Raw genomic sequence first — 18,649 nt, 5'->3', positions numbered from 1 at the left:
CCGGCGGACCGGGTGCCGCGTGATGGGCCCTAGCGCGTGTCTTCAAACCCCCGCCGAGCTCCACGACGCCCGGCACCGCACCTCGCCGCCCCGGAGAAACAGGCGAATAGAACCACTGTGCACCTGCTTCTCCGGCACGCCGATGCACGGCATCCGCCCTTCGGGCTCCTCGCTGCGCTCACGCCGCGGAGCCCGACGGGGGTTCGAAGACACGCGCTAGCGGGGTGAGTCCGCCTCGGTGGGGTGGTGGTGGGGAGCGGCGCCGAGTGGGGGTGCGCCCTGGGAGGTGGGCTTGCGGGCGTCGATGACGGCGAGGACCAGCGTGCCCAGGCCGGCGAGGCCGGCCAGTACGGAGATGCCGGGGAGCACCATGCCCAGGATCGTGTTCTGGGCGTCGCGCCACGCGGAGTCGGTGAGCCGGAACAGCCCTATTCCGACGGCGGTCACGCCGAGCAGCGCGATTACCGCGTGCCAGAGCAGCGGATTGGCCGGACGCTGCTCGGGAGTGGGGCGCTGCTCGGTCAGGCCGAGTGGGAAGGGCAGGCCGGAGCCCGGTTGCGGGGCCGCCGTCGCGGCGGCCGCGGGGGTCGCGGTCGGGAGCGGCGGTGCGGCGACCGGTGGCGCGGGGGCGGGCAACACCGTGGTGGCGCCGACCGGGCTCACGGCCGGATGCTCCACCTTGACCGTCTCGGCGCCGGCCCCCGCCGGTGCGGGGCCGTCGGGCTTGCGCGGGACCTTGACCGTCTCGGCGTTGTTGCCGCGCCGGACGACCGGCACCTTGACCGGCTCGCCGCCGTCGTAGCCCCCCTTCGGCTTGCCCGACTCGGGCGCGGGGGGCGCGGGATCGGCGGCCGGCGCGTCGTCCTCGTCCTTGCCGATACGGACGGCGGGCACCGCCACGGGAGTGGTCACGTCGTCGTCCGCGGGCGGCGCGTCCTTCGCTCCGGCCTTGCCCTTCGGCTTGTCGTCGCGGGCGGCAGGCACGGCCACGGGGGTGGTCGCGTCGTCCTCGGCGTCGTCCGTGTCCGAACTTGCTTCGGTGGTGGGCGTATTGGGCTTGGCTTTGGCGCTTCGCGCTGCCGGTGTGGCAACGGGTGTGGCGTCGTCCTCGGCGTCGTTCGAGTCCGAACTTGCTTCGCTGGTGGGCCTGTTGGGCTTGGCCTTGGCGCTTCGCGCCGCCGGGGTGGCAACCGGGGTTGCGTCTTCCTCGGGGGCTTCCGTGTCGGAAGGCACATCGGTGGCGGGCCCGGCCTTGCCGACCTTGTTGCCTCGTGCCGCCGGGGTGGCGACGGGCGTTGCGTCGTCCGCGTCGTCATTGTCGTCGGCCGCCGGGCCGCCCGGCTTCGGCTTCGTGGCCTTGGCCGCCGTTCGAGCGGGCTTCGCCTCGGTGTCGTCGGCCGCCGCATCGGGCCGATCCGCCTCGTCGTCCGTCTTCCGAGCCACCGCTACGCTGGTGCGCGGTTTGGTCTTTTTGCTCGCCTTGGCCCCGGTGGCCGGCGCTGCCGCAGGTGTCGCGAGCGCGGCCGAAGCCGCGACCTCGGCCGTCTCCGGCTCCTCCGCCGGGTCCGAGCCGTCCGAGCCGTCCGCGTCCAAGCCGTCCGCGTCGCCCGGTTCCACCGTGTCCGCCTCGTCGGCGTCCGGTATCTCCACCCGCTTGGCCGAGGCCGCTGCCGCCTCCGCCGCGTGGGTCGCCAGCAGGGCCGCCGTCGCCTTCGGCAGCCAGTCCGTCGCCGGGTCGGCCGCCGCGAAGCGGGCCACCAGGTCGGCCGCGGTGGGTCGCGCGGTGGGCCGCTTCTTCAGGCAGTCGGCGACGATCTCGCGCAGCCAGTCCGGGAGTTCGGTCAGGTCCGGCGTCTCCCGGACCACCCGCTGGGCCAGTTCGGCGGCCGACCCCGTACCGAACGGCGCCACGCCCGCCGCATGGCAGAGCACACCGCCCAGGGCGAACACGTCGATCGCCGGACCGATGGACCCGCCGGTGACCTGCTCCGGCGCCGGCAGCACCGGTATCTCCACCACGCCGGTCCGGTTCAGCCCGGCCGCACCCAGCGCCCGGGCCAGCGCGTAGTCCGCGACCCGGGGCCCGTCGGCGGCCAGCAGGACGTTCGCCGGCTTCAGGTCACGGTGCGTCAGACCCGCCTCGTGCACGGCCGCCAGGCCCTCGGCCAACCCGGCGCCCAACACCCGCAACGTCCGCTCCGGAAACGCCCCGTGCGCCTCGACGGCCGCCTCCAGGGACGGCCCCGCGACATGCTCGACCACCAGCCACGGGGGCGTGCCGTCGGCGTCGGCGTCCAGAACGTGGGCGACATGCGTGCCGCCGACCTCGCGCGCGGTCGCCATGTCCGTACGGAACCGTTCGAGGAACTTCTTGTCGGCCGCCAGGTCCGACCGCACCAGTTTGACCGCGACCTGCTCACCACCGGGCGCTCGACCGAGGAACACGGTCCCCAGGCCGGCCCGACCGAGTCGGGCCGACAGTCGGTACCGCCCGACAACCCCGGGATCGCCCGGCTTCAGCGGATCCATGACTGCCGCCCCCTCCACGTACGTACGTTCTGTGCCAAGGCAGGGAGTGGCCCCAGGGCACGCCGACGGCCCTGTCGGTCTCGCCTCCCCGCGGACTTCGCCGCAGCCTACCCCTCGGGTCGGGGTGTCACCGAGGACCCGGACCGCCCCGTCGATCTCCTGTTACCGACTCCGGACGGGCGCCGGAACACCGGGACATGTCCGGATTACGAGGTTCTGCCGGGCCGTGTGGGCACACTGGCTTCGCGGCAACCACACCCCGATATGACGAGGGAGTCGGACCGATGGCGATCGTTCTGGGGCCGAATCGATATGGCAAGGCGGAGGTGCGCCTGGCCCGGGTGACCCGGGCCACCGCGACCGATCACGAACTGTGCGATCTCGACGTCTCGGTGTCCCTGTCCGGCGACCTCGCCGACACTCATCTGCGCGGCGACAACGCCCGGGTGGTGCCCACGGACACGATGCGCGCCGTGGTGTACGCCTTCGCCCAGGACCGACCGCTGCCCTCGATCGAGGAGTTCGGCCTGCGCCTGGCCGGACACTTCGTCGACGCGCACGCCTCGATCGACACCGCGCGGGTGCGCCTGCTCGAATACCCCTGGGTCCGGATCGCCGGCACGCACGGTCCGCACCCGCACGCGTGGACCCGGGCGGCGGGGGTGCGCTGCGCCGGGGTCGTGCACGGGCCGGAGGGCGTCGAGGTCTGCTCCGGCCTGGCGGACGTGGCCGTGCTCAAGTCCACCGGATCCGAGTTCCACGGCTTCCCGACGGACCGTTACACGACGCTCGCGCCGACCCGGGACCGGATCCTGGCCACCACCGTGCGGGCGCGTTGGCGCCATCGCCGCGACCGCGACGCACCGGCCGACTGGGACGCCTCGTTCCGCGCCGCCCGGGACACCCTGCTGCGCACCTTCGCCGAGACGCACAGCCTCTCGCTCCAGCACACCCTGTACACGATGGGCGAGGCGGTCCTGGCGGAGCAGGAGCACCTGGCCGAGGTACGCCTGACGCTGCCCAACCGCCATCACGTCGAGGTGGACCTGAGCCCGTTCGGCCAAACCAACCCGGGGGAGGTGTACCAGGTCACGGACCGGCCGTACGGCCTGATCGAGGGCACGGTCCTGCGCGACGAAGCCGCCACGGCCCTGGCCGACCTGCCCTGGGAGTAGCGTCCGGCCCCCGCTACGCCTTGCCGGGCGCCTCGGCGATCTGTGTCCGCTTCCGCCATGGGGCGGAGCGAGCCCGTCCTCAGTCGTGGAAGGCCAGCATCGGGATCAGCGCGTTGTCCACCAGGGACTCGATCTCGGCGCCGGTCATCGGCACGCCCGAGACGGTGAAGCGCTGGCACAGGAACGTGGGTCCGGCCAGCACACATTCCGGGGCCAGGGCACCCTGGCGGGCCTCGCCGCGGGCGATGGCGTCGGCGATCACGTCGGTCAGCAGCGCCGTCCACGGGCCGACCACCCGCTGCTCCCACATCTCGGCGAACTCGTGGTGCCGGCTCAATTCGCTGCACAACATCCGCGTGCCCAGGCCCAGCGGGCCGAGCATGCCGCGCGCGATGGCCTCCAGGTAGACGATCAGGTCGCCGCGCAAGGTGCCCGGGAAGGACAGGGATTCCGGGTCGGGCAGCGTGGCGGAGAGCGCGTCGGCGACCATGCCCACCTTGTCCGGCCAGCGCCGGTACAGCGCCGACTTGCCGGTCCCGGCCCTTGTCGCGACGCCCTCGAAGGTGACCCCGGCGTAGCCGCGTTCGCCCAGCTCGGCGACCACGGCCTCGGTGATCGCCCGCTCCAGCGTGACGCCGCGCTTGCGGGGGCGCTGTCGGTAGTCGGAGACCAGCAGGGCTGTCTCGACGTGACCGGCGCGTACTCCTGTGCTCACTGTCACCTCCGACTGCCATGCTACAGAAAACGTTTGCGTTCTCTAAGGCATAACCTCTAGATTCACGTAGAGAACGCTCACGTCCACTAGCAATGCGAGGCAATCCATGACGACGGCACCTCCCGAGGTGGCCGGTTCGACCGGATCCCCGTCCGCCGAGGCGCCGCACGCGCGTCGCGGACTGGCCCTGGCCCTGCTCGCAGGGGCTCAGTTGATGATCGTGCTCGACGCGACCATCGTGAACATCGCCCTTCCCGACATGGGCAAGGCGCTCGACATCAGCGAAACATCGCTCTCCTGGGTGATGAACGCCTACATGCTGACCTTCGGCGGCCTGCTGCTGCTCGGTGGTCGACTCGGTGACCTCTTCGGCCGACGCCGGCTCCTGGCGCTCGGCCTGATCGTGTTCACGGTCGCGAGCCTGCTCGGCGGGTTCGCCGGCAACGAGGCCATGCTGCTCGCCTCGCGCGCCCTCCAGGGCGTGGGCGGCGCGATGGTGGCCCCCGCGGTCCTGTCGTTGGTGACCACCACCTTCGAGGAAGGGCCGGAACGCAACAAGGCGTTCGGCGTCTACGCCGCGGTGTCGGGCATGGGTTCGGCGGTCGGCCTGCTCATGGGCGGCCTGCTCGTGGAGTACCTGTCCTGGCGCTGGGTCATGTTCGTCAACGTGCCGATCGGCATAGCCTTGGTGGCCGCGCTCCCGCTGGCCATCCCGGACGACGCGAAGACCGGCGAGAAGGCCATCTGGCGCGGCCGGTTGGACATCCCCGGCGCGCTCACCTCCACGCTCGGTGTGACCGCGCTGGTCTACGGCGTGATCCGGGCCGCGGACAAGAGTTGGGGCGACGGGCTGACCATCGGCTCGCTGACCCTGTCCGCGGTGCTGATCGCCGCCTTCATCGTGATCGAACTCAAGGTCGAGCGACCGCTCATGCCGATGCGGCTCTTCCGCAACCGCAACCGCTCCGCCAGCTACGTGGTGATGGCGCTCGCCGCCGGCGGCATGATGGGTTCGTTCTTCTTCATCACCCTCTACATGCAGCTCGTCGCGGGCTACTCGCCGATCAAGTCCGGTCTCGCCTATCTCCCGCTGTGCGCGGGCGTGATGGTCTCGGCCCAGTTCACCAGCGTGATGCTGCCGAAGATCGGCCCGCGGGTGCTGCTGACCGTGGGTCCGGTGCTGGCCGCGGTCGGCCTGTTCTACTACGCGATGCTCGACGTCGACTCGAGCTACGTCACCGGCCTGCTGCCTGCGATGATCATCTTCGGTCTGGGCATGGGCCTGATCTTCGTCGCGATCATGGCCACCGCGGTGGCCGGCATCGCCCCGGAGGACGCGGGCATCGGCTCGGCGATGCTCAACGTCACCCAGCAGGTGGGCGGCGCCGTGGCGATCGCGGTGCTGACCACGATCTACTCCAGCGCCAAGGACGACAAGCTGCGGGACGAGGTGGCCAAGCTCGGCGGCAAGGCCCCGGACCTGCACGCGATCAAGGTCGCCCTCACCGAGGGCTACACGGCGGGCTTCACGACCGCCGGCATCCTGCTCGCCGTCGCCGCGGTGATCGCGGTCGCGGTGCTGCGGGTGGACAAGTCGGAGCTGCCCGCCGAGACCACCGGCGGTCTGCACTAGAACGGCATCGGCCGTCGTCGCCGGGCGGTCCTCCGCTCGCCCGTCGACACCTCGACACCCGGACCGGTTCCCGCGAACCGGCCCGGGTGTTCGCGGTCCGAAGGTGCGACACGTCCGAAAAACACCGATCAGTGGAGTAATTTCCGCTTCGGCGGCCACTCTTCGTGATCGACGCCTGGGGGATTCCCCCGTGTTTCGGTCCAAGCGGGACGCGGCGTGGGCGGCAGAGCGAGCAGGCGGGTACCCTGCGACAGGCAGCGGGTGCTCCGCCCCGGGGCACCTCTATCGCGACGACGGGACGACCGGCGCCGTGGCACTCCTCCCGCCTGTTCCTGTCGAAACAGCCGCTCGGCGGGGATGATGGGCGGTGGAGCGACTTCGGGGGGATTGTGACGGAACACGGATGGCCGGGTGAGCCACCGGCCAAGGGGGATCCGGAACGGATCGGCCCCTACGCGGTGCTCGGCCGACTCGGTGCCGGCGGCATGGGCCGTATCTATCTGGGGCGTTCGCCCTTCGGGCGACTGGTCGCGATCAAGACCATCCGCTCGGAGCTGGGCGGCGACCCGGGCTTTCGCGCGCGCTTCGCCCAGGAGGTGGCCGCGGCCCGCCGGGTCAGCGGCGTGTTCACCGCCGCCGTGGTCAACGCCGATCCCGACGCCGCGGTGCCGTGGCTGGCCACCGCGTACGTACCCGCGCCCTCGCTGGAGTCGCTGGTCCGCGCCTGCGGCCCGCTGCCGCCGCGCGCGGTGCGCTGGATGGCCGCCGGCATCGCCGAGGCGCTGGAGTCCGTACACGCCGCCGGCCTGGTGCACCGCGACCTGAAGCCGTCCAACGTGCTGGTCGCCAGCGACGGCCCCAAGGTGATCGACTTCGGCATCTCGCGCGCCGCCGACTTCGGCTCGCTCACCATGACCGGCGTCGCCGTGGGCACCCCGGCGTACATGTCGCCCGAACAGGCGCAGGGCGTGCGCGACATCACCCCCGCCAGCGACATGTTCTCGCTCGGCGCCACGCTGGTGTACGCGGCCACCGGGCACTCGCCCTACCCCGACCGCAAGCCCGCCGAGGCGCTGCTGCGCCTGGTCACCGGCTCGCCGGACCTGGAGGGGTTGCCGACCGAGCTGACCGGCCTGGTCAACCTGTGCATGCAGCGCGCCGCCGAACACCGGCCGAGCCCGACCCAGTTGCTCAACCAGCTCGCCCCGCTCCTGGACGACAGCGACGCGGACAGCCAACTGCCCGACAACGCGTCGGCGATGGTGCAGCGGTTCGAGAGCCAGTACCGGCCGACGATGGGCCCGCGCACGCCGCCGGTCCGCGAACTCGTCGAGCCCGACGGCGAGCAGCGGCCCGAACTGCCGGAGAACGTGCGCCCGGACCCGAACAACATGGGCAAACTGCCCAACCAGGTCCGCCAGGAACCGCGTCCGGCGCCGCGCCCGGAGACCCACCGGCCGCCACCGCCGCAGCGCCCGCCGACGAACCCGACCCGCAAGCCGCCGCCCCGGCCGCCGGCCCCGCCGACGAACTCGCCGACGGGTGGCCCGCCGGGCGGCTCGCGACCGGTCTCGGGACGACCGGTGTCCACGTCCTCCCCCTCGCCGGCGCTGCCCACCGAGCGGGTGGCCCGGCCGCCCGCCCCCATACCCAACTCTCCGGTCACGTGGCCGGAGAGCGGTCCCGACGTGCCCCGCCAGCACCCCACGCCGCCGCGCACCCCCACCGGCGGCATGGAGGCCGCGCCGGTGTGGCGGTTCGCCGCGACCGGCGAGATCCTGACCCCGCCGGTGCGCGCGGGTTCCGGGCGGACCGCCCGCGTACACGTGCACAGCAACGACAACGGGCTGCACACCCTGCATCTGGCCACGCGCGAGTGGCGGTTCGACTCCTCGGGCTGGTCGCACCCGCCGGCCGTGGACGGCGAGCTGATGTACCTCAGCAGCCAGGACAACCACGTCTACGCCCTGGAGCTGACCTCGCGACAGTGGCGCTGGAGCTTCCCCACCGGCGGCGAGGTCGTGGCCGCCCCCGTGGTCGCCGACGGCACCGTCTACTTCGGGTCCAGCGACAACGCGCTCTACGCCGTGGACGCGGCCACCGGGCGCTGTCGCTGGCGGTTCCCCACCGGCGGCTGGGCCACCTCGCCCACCGTCGTGGACGGCACGGTCTACTTCGGCTCCAGCGACCGCTGCGTCTACGCGCTGGACGCGGCCACCGGCTGGTGCCGCTGGCGCTTCCCCACCGGCGGTTGGGTGTCCTCGCCGACGGTGGCCAACGGGATCGTGCACGTCGGCAGCACCGATCAGTACCTGTACCTGCTCAACGCCGGCGACGGCGCGATGCGCGGCTGGTTCGGCGCGGGCGGCCCGGTCGCCCAACCGGCCACCTCGGGCAACCTGTCCTTCTTCGGCAGCGGCGACGGCGGCCTGTACGCGGTCGACGTCAACACCACGCGCTGCGTGTGGCGTTACGGCGCCGAGGGCTGGGTGACCTCGCCCGTGGTCGCCGAGGACATGGTGTACGCGGGCAGCAGCAACGGCTCGGTGCTCGCGGTCGGCATGGGCGGTGAGCCCCGCTGGCGGTTCACCACCGGCGGTCGGGTGACCTCCCCGATCGTGGCCGACGGCCTGCTCTTCGTGGGCAGCGCCGACCGCCACCTGTACGTCCTGGACGCGGTCACCGGCAAGGGCCCGTCGGTCGGGACCAACGGCTGAGCGCGGGGCGGGCGCACGCGCCCGCCCCGACACCCCCGACACGCAACGATCCCGGAGCCGTCGCTCGCGAACCGCGGTTCGCGACCTTCGACTCCGGGATCGTCGTCGGGTGTTCGATCCGGGTCAGCGGGCACCGATGGGGGTGTAGTCGCGCAGCGCGACGCCCGTGTACACCTGGCGCGGACGGCCGATCTTGGCCTTCGGGTCGGCGATCATCTCCTGCCAGTGCGCGATCCAGCCCGGCAGCCGGCCGATCGCGAACAGCACCGTGAACATCTCGGTGGGGAAGCCCATCGCCCGGTAGATCAGCCCGGTGTAGAAGTCCACGTTCGGGTAGAGCTTGCGCTCGACGAAGTAGTCGTCGGCCAGCGCGCGCTCCTCCAACTGCATCGCGAGGTCGAGCAGTTCGTCCTTCTTGCCCATCCGGGACAGGACGTCGTCGGCGGCCTTCTTGATGATCGTGGCGCGCGGGTCGCGGCTCTTGTACACCCGGTGGCCGAAGCCCATCAGGCGGACGCCGTCCTCCTTGTTCTTCACCTTGTTCACGAAGGCGTCGATGTCGCCGCCGTCGTTCTTGATCTGCTCCAGCATCTCGAGGACCTGCTGGTTGGCGCCGCCGTGCAGCGGGCCCCACAGCGCGTTGATCCCGGCCGAGATGGACGCGAACATGTTCGCCTGGCTGGAGCCGACGAGGCGCACCGTCGAGGTCGAGCAGTTCTGCTCGTGGTCGCCGTGCAGGATGAGCAGCTTGTCCAGCGCGTCCACCACGACCGGGTCCGCCTTGTAGGACTCGGCCGGGACGGCGAAGGTCATCCGCAGGAAGTTCTCGACGTAGCCGAGCGAGTTGTCCGGGTAGAGCATCGGCTGGCCGACCGACTTCTTGAACGCGTAGGCCGCGATCGTCGGCAGCTTCGCCAGCAGCCGTATCGCCGAGAGCCGGACCTGCTCCTCGTCGAACGGGTTGTGGCTGTCCTGGTAGAACGTCGACAGCGCGGACACCACGGACGACAACATCGCCATCGGGTGCGCGTCGCGCGGGAAGCCGTCGTAGAACCGCTTGACGTCCTCGTGCAGCAGCGTGTGCTGGGTTATCTCGTCGCGGAAGTTGTCCAGCGCGCTCACCGACGGCAACTCGCCGTAGATCAGCAGATACGCCGTCTCCAGGAAGGTCCCCTGCTCCGCGATCTGCTCGATCGGGTAGCCACGGTAGCGGAGGATGCCCTCCTCGCCGTCGATGAAGGTGATCGCCGATTTACACGCGGCGGTGTTGACGAACCCTCCGTCGTAGGTCACCAGCCCCGTCTTGGCGCGCAGCGTCGAGATGTCCATGGCGGTGTCGCCGATGGTGCCCTCGATCAGCGGGAAGGTGTGCTCGTTTCCTTGGTGGCGCAGTACTACCGAGTCCTCGCTCATGGGGGTCCCCTACTTCTCGGCTCAGGCTCCGGCAGCCACCCGGATCGTGTCCGTGCGGTTCCGGTCTTTGTGACATGTGTGCATCAGTACGAATAGCAGGCGCACGAGGCGGCCTCGCAGCCACCTCCCACCTGGGGGACAAACCGTGAGCCGCGTCACCTGACCCAGGGTGCCGGGTCGCAACGCCCTTGGTCACCGCCGGCTCGAGTCGCGACGGTGCCCTGTGTTTCGGCTTCCCGCTTCGGGGGTCACCCATGCGGCGTCATGATGAGGGGCACACGATCGGGCAGCCGGGGGGACGTTGCGTGACCGACGACGGACGACGGGGGCCGGCGCCCCTGGACGCCTACGATCCGCGCCGGATCGGGCCCTACCGGGTGTTGTCCCGGCTCGGCCGCGGCGGCATGGCCCGGGTCTTTTTGGGGCTGTCCCCGGCGGGTCGGCTGGTGGCGATCAAGACGATCCTGGCCGAGTTGGACCACGACGAGGACTTCCGGCGGCGGTTCGCCCGTGAGGTGCAGGCGGCGCGGCTGGTGAGCGGGGTGTTCACGGCCGCGGTGGTGGCCGCCGACCCGGCGGCCGCGCGGCCCTGGCTGGCCACCGCGTACGTGCCGGCGCCGTCGCTGCGCGAGGTGGTCGACGAGTGCGGCCCACTGCCGCCGGACGCGGTGCGCTGGCTGGCCGCCGGAGTGGCCGAGGCGCTGGGCGCGATCCACGGGGCGGGCCTGGTGCACCGTGATCTGGCCCCGGGCAACATCCTGGTCACCCTGGACGGGCCGAAGGTGATCGACTTCGGGCTCGCCCTCGCCCAGGACCAGGACACCGTCAACCTGGTCGGCACGATCGCCTACATGGCCCCCGAGCAGGTCGAGGGCGAATCCGGCACGGTCCGCTCCGACGTGTACGCGATGGGCGCCACGCTGCTGTTCGCGGGCACCGGGCACGCGCCGTACCAGGGCAGCGCGATGCGGGTGATGAGCGCCGTGCGCAACCGCGACCCGGACCTGAGCGGGCTGCCTCCGGAACTGCTGCCGCTGATCGAGTCGTGCCTGCGCCGCCGGGCCGATCGGCGGCCGACGCCGGAGCGGGTGGTGGCCGACTTCGCCGAGCTGCTGACCGGCCGCCGGCGCCCGTACGAGGCCGCCGCGTGGTTGCCCCGGCCGGTGCTGGACCTGCTGCACGAGCACGAGCGGCGGATTCGGCCCGCCGTGGACGCGCCCCGGCCGCGCGCCCCGCGCCCCGCGCCGGAGCCCGAGGCGGTGCGCGCGCCCACGCCCGAGCGGCCGCGCCCGGGCGGGGCCCACCGCACCGGACCGGACCGCCCGCCGCCCGCCGAGCCGACCCAGCCGATGCCCGCGCCCGCGCCCACCCGGCCCTACACGCGCGAGCCGTACCGGTCGGCGCGGGCGCCGATGCTGGACCGGATCCTGTACGACCTGCCCGGAGCGGGACCGGCCGGCGTGCTCGCCTCGTCCCTGGCCGACGCCGACCTGCGCCGGTGGCACCCGGTGCTGGCGCCGATGATCGACCCCGAACCGGGCGGAGGGCGCACGGCGGACCGGCCCGCGGTCCGATTCGGCCCGCTCGGCGGTCGGCCCACGCTGATCCGGCGCACCCCCGGCCGGGCACTGGTGCTGATGGCCCCGGCCCGCCCCGACCCCGCCGCGGTCTCGCTCGCCGGGCCCCGGCACGCGCTCGCCCTCGCCGCCTCGGGGGACCCGGCCGCCCTGGAGCAGCCCACCGGTCGTCCCTCGCCGCGGATCGACCCGAAGGTGCTCGACGCCGAACTGGCCCGCTGCGCGCCCCGCCTGCGGGCCCGCGCCGGCAAACACGCCGACGTGCTGACGGACGTGGTCGCGGCGGTGCTCGCCCGGCCCGACGAGACCTTCGCGCTGTCCGAGGCGGACGGCGTGCCGGACCCCGAGGCGGTGTTGTGGGGCCTGTGCGACCTGGTCGGCCCGCTGCTGCCCTACACGCTGTCCTTCTCCACGCTGGCCGCGCCGGAGCCGGTCGACGAGCCGCGCGTGGTGGTGCACGCGCGGTGGCCGGAGCAGGAGGCGCGGGCAGCCGGGCGGCGGCGGCATCGCATCGTCCCGGGCGAGGAGCTGTACTCGATGGGCGACGTGCACCGCGCCGCCGCCGAGGCCCTGGTGCGCTGCTACACCGGCCCCGACTGGAGCGCCGCGGCGGCCGGGCTGACCCCGTCGGGCCCGCTCCGCGCCGCCGCGCCCGCCGACCGCTCCCGGCGCGTGCTGCGGGCCTTGGAGGGGCGCTGAGAGCCCGCCGTCGCGGCTACCCCGGCGGTCGCAGCAGGCCCGCGGTCAGGCCCTCCAGCAGGCCCCGGCCCAGGTCCTCGCCGAGCGCGGCGGCGCCGCGCAGGTCGGTGACGAACGTGCGCAGCGCGCGGAAGGTCTCGCCGTACGCGCGCTGCCGGTCCGGCGGCAGCAGCGGGATCTCGATCCGCCGCACGTCGACGCGCACGATGCTGGAGCCGTAGCCGGCCCGCCGCGCGTGCGCGGGGTCGGTCAGGAATCCGGCCAGGAACCACGGGTCCAGCGCGGCCGGGTCGGGGCGCAGCAGGTGCAGGTTGGGCCCGAGGACCGCGCCCTGCTCGGCTGTCCCGGCGACCCGGACCGCGCTCGCCCAGCCGTGCTCGTCGCCGCCGAGCAGGGTCGGCACGATCACGTCGCCGGCGTGGATTCGGGGGTGCTGCGCCTCGTCCGCCTCGGCCGCGGACAGGCGCGCGCTGGGCGGCACGGCGGCGGCCAGGTCGGTGGTGGTGAGCATCGGCACGGTCGGGCCGGGGGGCGTCTCGTGGCCGACCCGCCCGGCCCGCGATGCGCTGCGGTACAGGGTGACCGCGCCGGTGCGGGCCAGGTCGGCGAGCGCGACCGAGCGCCACGTCCCGGCGCCCTCCTCGGCGGCCGGCACGGCGGGCACCAGGTGCGGCAGCCGGGCCAGCAGGGCGAGCAGCCGGGCGCGGGTGTCCTGTACCCGCTCGGCCACGTTCACGTCGGTCTGCGCGGGCAGGTTGTGCGCCGGGGTCAGGTCGACGTTGTCGTCGAGGAGTTCGATCAGCGGTACGGCGCGGTGTCGGCCCGGGATCTCGGTCAGGCCCGCCGGATCGGCGCGGAAGTCGCGCCAGGCACGCAGCGCGGTGTCCGCCGCGACGGGGTCCGCCAGATCGTCGAGCTCGGCGAACAGCACGTGTGAGGGCATGTGCTCGCCCGAGGGCCGCTCCAGGATCCACAGGTGCAGCGCCACCCCGAACGGCGGCGCGGCTCCGGCGGGCAGGCCGAACACCGCGCGCAGCGCGCCCCGGCGCAGCAGTTCGGCCCGGATCCGACGCCCCGAGCCGCGGGCCGCCACCGCCGGCGGCATCAGCAGCACCACCCGCCCGCCCGCCTCGGTGTGCCCGAGCGCGTGTTGCACCCAGGCCAGCTCGGATTCGGTGCGCGGCGGCAGGCCGTACTCCCAGCGCTGGTCGTAGGCCAGTTCGTCGTGCCCCCAGTTGCGGTCGTTGAACGGCGGGTTGCCCACGACGGCGTCGAAGCGGGCGCCGGGCCACGCGTCGGTGCGCAGTCCGTCGCCCTCGGCGATGGCGACGTCGGTGTCCGGCGCGGCGTCCGGATGCAGCGCCAGGCGGACCCGGATCAACCGGGCCAGGGCCGGTGCCTCGGTCTGCCCGCGCAGTGTGCGCGCCGAGCGGACGAAGCCGAGCAGCGGGTCGCCGTGGGTGGTCGCGGGATCGAGTACGGTGACTGGCTTCTCCCGCCCGGCGCCCGCGAGTTCGGCGATCAGCGCGACGGTGGCCGCGGGGGTGGCGCCGCCGGGGCCGGCGGGCGACTCGGCGAAGCGCGCGTACAGGTCGGCGAACACGGCGGGCGCGCCCCGGGTCGCGGCGAGGTCGCCGGCGGCGCGGAGTCGATCGGCGTGCGGGCCGACCGGCGCGGGTGCACCCGCGAGCAGGTATTCGCCGATGTCGGCGAGCCGCTCGGCCACGTCGCCGTCGGCCGCGATCAGGCGCCACAGCCGCTCCTCGGGCGCGACCTCGGCGATCTTGCCCTGGGCACGCAACCAGCCCTCCACATCGGCCAGCGCGAACGTGGGGCTCGCGTCGCTGCCGCCCACGGGTCGCGGGAAGTCGTCGAAGCGCCGACGCCAGTTGCTCACGGCGGCGCGCCCGACACCCGCGATGCGGGCGATCTCGGCAGCGGTGACCTGGGGGCTGGTGGGCACCGTCTCCTCCTCATGACCTGGGGTGTGAACCGCGAGAAGTCAATCATAGAGAAGCAACGTGATGGCAGAACAGGGAAGGTGTTGACAGAGTTCACAGCTACTGTTTCCATTGATGCAGGCAGCACGGTGTGACCCCGGAAACACCCGCACCGTCCGCCTGTTTCCGCAGTGCCTCCGGGCAGTGACGCCAAGCAGTGACTCCAAGCAGTGCTTCCGAAGGGAAACCTCATGTCCCCGATCGCTCCCCGGCCGATCGTTTTCCGGCAGTCCGCTTCGACCGCGACTTCGCGGGGCCGGCGCCGGGGCCTGATCATCACCGTGGCGGTCGCCGCGACGATCGCCCTGACCGGCTCGCTCGCCGCGTGCGGCCCGAAGAAGCACGAGGGCAAGGCGTCCAGTGCGACGGTCGAGTCGCCGAAGACCACCGGCGCGGCGGACGCGAGCGCGGCGCCCGGCGCCGGGCCGGCCAAGACACAGAAGAGCGACAAGGGCGACAAGAGCGAGCCGAAGGGAGGCACCGACAAGGTCGCCCAGGACCTGCTGGCCTACCTCAAGACCACCAAGCACGGCGGTGTGGTGTCCGAGGTGCGGATCGCGAAGCAGTACGAGCGGTACGAGGTCACCATCAACACCACGCTGCCCGCCGAGATCTCCATCACCGAGGACATCAAGGGCGCCAACGCCCGGATGGACAAGGGCCGGAAGCTCGCCGTCGAGGCGTTGCAGTGGACCCAGGACTCGGCCACGCTGACGATCTCCTCGGTGTCGGTGCTCGACAAGGAGAAGGGCACCGCCGGGATCGAGAACGGCGCGGAGAAGGACGGCGACAAGGCCGGCTCGGAGAAGTACGCCGCCGACATGCTGGCCAAGCTGAAAACCACCACCTACGGCTCCCTGGTCACCAAGGTTCGGATCGCCAAGACGTACTCCGGCTACGACATCGCCGTCATGACCACGCTGCCCGCCGAGGTCTCGCTCGGCGAGAACCCGACCGCCGAGAGCGCCCGGATGGACAAGGCGGGCAAGCTCGCCAACGAGGCGAAGCAGTGGGCGCAGAGCAACACCGGCCGCAAGGTCTCCTCGGTCGAGGTGCTGGACGTGGAGAAGGGCATGGCCGGGATCGAGAACGTGGGCTGAGGCCCGGGGCCTGATCCGGTCTTCCGGGTCTTTCGACTCCTTCGAGTCTTTCGGGCCGACGAACTTTCATCCGGGGGGATGAGGGAGGGGCCACGAGGGCGATCCGCCGAAGGGCGGGTCGCCCTCGTGCGTTGTCGCGCGCTCGTCGCATCCATGCGCAGATCACATCGCGGATCGCTTGAATGACTCGGTCAAGGATCCTAGGGTCCCCGCCATGGCCACCTCCAGTTCCGCCGGGTCCGCCGCAGCCGCGCCCGATCCCGTACTCGCCGCCCTGACCGCCCCCGACGGCCCGTTCGCGCTCGTCGAGGAGGACGTGCTCGGCGTTCCGCTGCGCGTCCTGGCCGAACGGCCCCGCTCGATCACCGCCTTCGTCGAGCGGGCGCGCGGGTTCGGGGATCGCGAGTATCTGGTCCACGAGGACCGCCGGATCAGCTTCACTCGACACGTGCGTGACGTCGCCTCGACCGCGCACGCGTTGCGCGAGCGGTTCGGGGTCGGGCCGGGGGACCGGGTGGCGATCCTGGCGGCGAATCGGCCCGAGTGGTTGACCGCCTTCCAGGCCGCCGCGGCGCTCGGCGCGATCGCGGTGGGCATGAACGGGTGGTGGGCCGCCGACGAGATCCGCTACGCCGTCGCGGACTGCGCGCCCACCGTGCTGATCGCCGACCGGCGCCGGTTGGAGCGGCTGGGCGGCGCGATCGCCGCCGCGGGCGAACTGGGCCTGCCCGTAGTGGAGATGGAGGGCGACTTCGCCGCGCTGACCGAGTACGCCCCCGACGCCGACCTGCCGCCGGGCGCCGCCGACGAGGACGACCCGGCGCTGATCCTGTACACCTCCGGCACCACCGGCCGGCCCAAGGGCGCCGTGCTCACCCATCGCAACGTGGTGGCCATGCAAAACCTCCAGGCGCTGCTCGCCGCCCGGGCGAGCGCGCACCTGCCCGCCGCCGCACGGGCCCAGGCGCCGCCCGGGAGATGGCTGGTCAACAGCCCCTTCTTTCACGTCTCGGGCCTGCTGGCGGGCGCCGTGGCGGCGCTGGCCGGCGGGCAGACGATGGTGCTCTACGCCGGGCGCTTCGAGGTGCCGCGGCTTCTGGAGCTGATCGAGCGCGAGCGGTGCACCACGTGGTCGCTGGTGCCCACGCTCGGCTGGCGGGTGGTCAACCATCCCGACACCGCGCGGCACGACCTGTCCTCGATCGTGCGCCTCGGCGGCGGCAGCGCGGCGTTCTCGCCCGAACTGGTGCGCCGGCTCCAGGAGGTGTTCCCGGGCGCCAAGGGCGCGCTCGGCGTCGGGTACGGGCTGACCGAGTCCGGCGGGGTGGCCACCACGGCGGGCGCCGCGCAACTGGAGGGCGAGCCGGGGGCGATCGGTACGGCGGTGCCGACGGTGGAGGTGACGATCCGTCACGAGGACGGCACCGAACAGCCCGACGGTGTCGAGGGCGAGTTGTGGATCCGCAGCCCGCTGGTGATGCGCGGCTACTGGCGCAACGAGGAGGCCACCGCGAAGGCGCTCACGCCGGACCGGTGGTTGCGCACCGGCGACCTCGGCTTCGCCCGCGCCGGCCGCTTCCACCTCGCCACCCGGCGCAGCGACCTGATCCTGCGCGGCGGTGAGAACGTCTACCCGGCCGAGATCGAGCACTGCCTGGACGCGCACCCGGACGTCGCCGAGTCGGTGGTGGTCGGCGTACCGCACCCGGAGTGGGGCGAGGAGGTCAAGGCGATCGTGGTCCCGGCCCAGGGCAGCCCGATCACCGCCGCCGAGCTGGGCGCCTATGTGGCCGAGCGGCTGGCCCACTTCAAGGTGCCGGCGCACTGGGAGTTGCGCGCCGAGCCGCTGCCCCGGACGCCGACCGGCAAGGTGATCCGCGCGGTGGCCACGGGCGGCCGCCCCGCCGACCTCGTCGAGGAGTGAACGACGCGAGCGGGGCCGGCGGCCGTGGTTCGCCGCCGGCCCCGCTCGGGACCACCACCGCGCAACGCGGCGTTCGGTCAGTCGTTCTTGTGCAGGTCCTCGTTCAGCGCGCCCCACGACTTGGTCCGGGCGATCGCCTCGATCGTGCCGGTGACCGAGTTGCGGCGGAAGAGCAGGCCGTCGCGACCGGAGAGTTCGGCGGCCTTGACCACCGTGCCGTCCGGGGTGGTCACCCGGGTGCCGGCGGTGATGTAGCAGCCCGCCTCCACGACGCAGTCGTCGCCGAGCGAGATGCCGATGCCGGCGTTGGCGCCGAGCAGGCAGCGCTCGCCGACCGAGATGGTTTCCTTGCCACCGCCGGACAGCGTGCCCATGATCGACGAGCCGCCGCCGATGTCGCTGTGGTCGCCGACCACGACGCCGGCGCTGATCCGGCCCTCGACCATGGACGCGCCGAGGGTACCCGCGTTGAAGTTGCAGAAGCCCTCGTGCATCACCGTGGTGCCGGGCGCCAGGTGCGCGCCCAGGCGGACCCGGGTGGTGTCGGCGATCCGGACGCCGGCGGGCACCACGAACTCGGTCATCCGGGGGAACTTGTCCACCCCGGCCACCTCGAACGGCACGCGCGCGGCGCGGGCGCGCAGCCGGGCCGCGGCGAGGCCGTCCACGGGCACCGCGCCCAGGTTGGTCCAGGCGATGTTCGGGAGCAGGCCGAACAGGCCCTCCAGGCTCTGCCCGTGCGGGCGGACCAGGCAGTGGCTGAGCAGGTGCAGGCGCAGGTACGCGTCGTGGGTGTCCACCGGCGCGGCGGCCAGCAAGGCGATCACCGTGCGCACGGCGACGACCTCGACCCCGCGCACCGCGTCGGCGCCGAGGCCCGCGATCGCGTCGGGGCCGAGCGCGGCCAGGGCCTCGTCGGCCGACAGCCGCACCGTCTCGGCCTTGCCGTCGGCGTCGCCCGAGGTCAGCTCGGGTGCGGGGTACCAGGTGTCCAGGACGGTGCCATCGGCGGCGATCGTGGCGAGGCCGGCGGCGACGGCACCAACGGGGGAGGAAGCAGCAGTGTCGATCACCCCGCTACCGTACCGAAGGCCCGGGCCGACACCGAGCGCCGGTCGACCGCGCCCCGACGCGTCGAGCCGGGGCCGGACCGGGCATCGACCCGGC

11 protein-coding genes are annotated in these 18,649 nt (G+C 73.0%); 6 read left to right on the top strand and 5 right to left on the bottom strand.

All coding sequences use genetic code 11. The features are described 5' to 3' along the window. Positions 1–216 precede the first annotated feature (216 nt). Positions 217–2,529 carry a protein kinase gene (locus tag ACFXKZ_RS39190; protein WP_380008346.1) on the bottom strand — a complete coding sequence of 771 codons (2,313 nt, stop codon included), beginning with the start codon at positions 2,527–2,529 and terminating at the stop codon, positions 217–219. 284 nt (positions 2,530–2,813) lie between these two features. Here ACFXKZ_RS39190 and pucL point away from each other — a divergent pair, with 284 nt between their 5' ends. Beyond that, positions 2,814–3,704, top strand: coding sequence for a factor-independent urate hydroxylase (gene pucL / locus ACFXKZ_RS39185; RefSeq protein ID WP_380008343.1), 891 nt, complete (start codon positions 2,814–2,816; stop codon positions 3,702–3,704). 79 nt (positions 3,705–3,783) lie between these two features. Here pucL and ACFXKZ_RS39180 read toward each other — a convergent pair whose 3' ends face one another. Continuing rightward, a complete protein-coding gene (locus ACFXKZ_RS39180; RefSeq protein WP_380008340.1) occupies positions 3,784–4,419 on the bottom strand; it encodes a TetR/AcrR family transcriptional regulator in 636 nt (211 codons plus the stop codon). Between the two features lie 106 nt (positions 4,420–4,525). Between ACFXKZ_RS39180 and ACFXKZ_RS39175 the strand changes: the two genes are divergently transcribed. Then, the gene (locus ACFXKZ_RS39175) at positions 4,526–6,052 is read left to right on the top strand and encodes an MFS transporter (protein ID WP_380008337.1); all 1,527 of its coding nucleotides are present in this window, start codon (positions 4,526–4,528) and stop codon (positions 6,050–6,052) included. A gap of 389 nt (positions 6,053–6,441) precedes the next feature. Continuing rightward, positions 6,442–8,769 carry a PQQ-binding-like beta-propeller repeat protein gene (locus tag ACFXKZ_RS39170; protein WP_380008334.1) on the top strand — a complete coding sequence of 776 codons (2,328 nt, stop codon included), beginning with the start codon at positions 6,442–6,444 and terminating at the stop codon, positions 8,767–8,769. A gap of 123 nt (positions 8,770–8,892) precedes the next feature. Here ACFXKZ_RS39170 and ACFXKZ_RS39165 read toward each other — a convergent pair whose 3' ends face one another. After that, positions 8,893–10,182, bottom strand: coding sequence for a citrate synthase (locus ACFXKZ_RS39165; RefSeq protein WP_380008331.1), 1,290 nt, complete (start codon positions 10,180–10,182; stop codon positions 8,893–8,895). A gap of 305 nt (positions 10,183–10,487) precedes the next feature. Here ACFXKZ_RS39165 and ACFXKZ_RS39160 point away from each other — a divergent pair, with 305 nt between their 5' ends. Next, complete coding sequence (locus tag ACFXKZ_RS39160) at positions 10,488–12,458, top strand: protein kinase (protein WP_380008328.1); 1,971 nt, start codon at positions 10,488–10,490, stop codon at positions 12,456–12,458. A 16-nt stretch (positions 12,459–12,474) separates the two neighbouring features. Here the strand turns inward: ACFXKZ_RS39160 and ACFXKZ_RS39155 are convergent, their stop codons facing one another. Further along, positions 12,475–14,421, bottom strand: coding sequence for an N-6 DNA methylase (locus ACFXKZ_RS39155; protein WP_380008325.1), 1,947 nt, complete (start codon positions 14,419–14,421; stop codon positions 12,475–12,477). 228 nt (positions 14,422–14,649) lie between these two features. On the opposite strand from ACFXKZ_RS39155, the gene ACFXKZ_RS39150 reads away from it, so the two are divergent. Continuing rightward, positions 14,650–15,558: a hypothetical protein gene (locus tag ACFXKZ_RS39150; RefSeq protein WP_380008322.1), complete on the top strand. Its 909-nt coding sequence runs from the start codon at positions 14,650–14,652 to the stop codon at positions 15,556–15,558. A gap of 214 nt (positions 15,559–15,772) precedes the next feature. After that, positions 15,773–17,482 (top strand): class I adenylate-forming enzyme family protein, encoded by a 1,710-nt coding sequence (locus tag ACFXKZ_RS39145; protein WP_380008319.1) that lies wholly within the window; start codon positions 15,773–15,775, stop codon positions 17,480–17,482. A 77-nt stretch (positions 17,483–17,559) separates the two neighbouring features. On the opposite strand, the gene dapD is transcribed toward ACFXKZ_RS39145, so the two are convergent. Beyond that, positions 17,560–18,555: a 2,3,4,5-tetrahydropyridine-2,6-dicarboxylate N-succinyltransferase gene (dapD, locus tag ACFXKZ_RS39140; RefSeq protein WP_380008316.1), complete on the bottom strand. Its 996-nt coding sequence runs from the start codon at positions 18,553–18,555 to the stop codon at positions 17,560–17,562. Positions 18,556–18,649 lie beyond the last annotated feature (94 nt).

The organism is Embleya sp. NPDC059237 (assembly GCF_042754105.1).
GTDB lineage: Bacteria > Actinomycetota > Actinomycetes > Streptomycetales > Streptomycetaceae > Embleya.
Note: the sequence above shows the minus strand (reverse complement) of the source record. Positions and strands in the feature narration are given on the sequence as shown.

Excerpts from the sequence above, each read along its gene's own strand:
- ACFXKZ_RS39190 (WP_380008346.1), bottom strand. The coding sequence starts at position 2,529 with ATGGATCCGCTGAAGCCGGGCGATCCCGGGGTTGTCGGGCGGTACCGA.
- ACFXKZ_RS39175 (WP_380008337.1), top strand. The coding sequence starts at position 4,526 with ATGACGACGGCACCTCCCGAGGTGGCCGGTTCGACCGGATCCCCGTCC.
- pucL (WP_380008343.1), top strand. The coding sequence starts at position 2,814 with ATGGCGATCGTTCTGGGGCCGAATCGATATGGCAAGGCGGAGGTGCGC.
- ACFXKZ_RS39145 (WP_380008319.1), top strand. The coding sequence starts at position 15,773 with ATGGCCACCTCCAGTTCCGCCGGGTCCGCCGCAGCCGCGCCCGATCCC.
- ACFXKZ_RS39150 (WP_380008322.1), top strand. The coding sequence starts at position 14,650 with ATGTCCCCGATCGCTCCCCGGCCGATCGTTTTCCGGCAGTCCGCTTCG.
- ACFXKZ_RS39165 (WP_380008331.1), bottom strand. The coding sequence starts at position 10,182 with ATGAGCGAGGACTCGGTAGTACTGCGCCACCAAGGAAACGAGCACACC.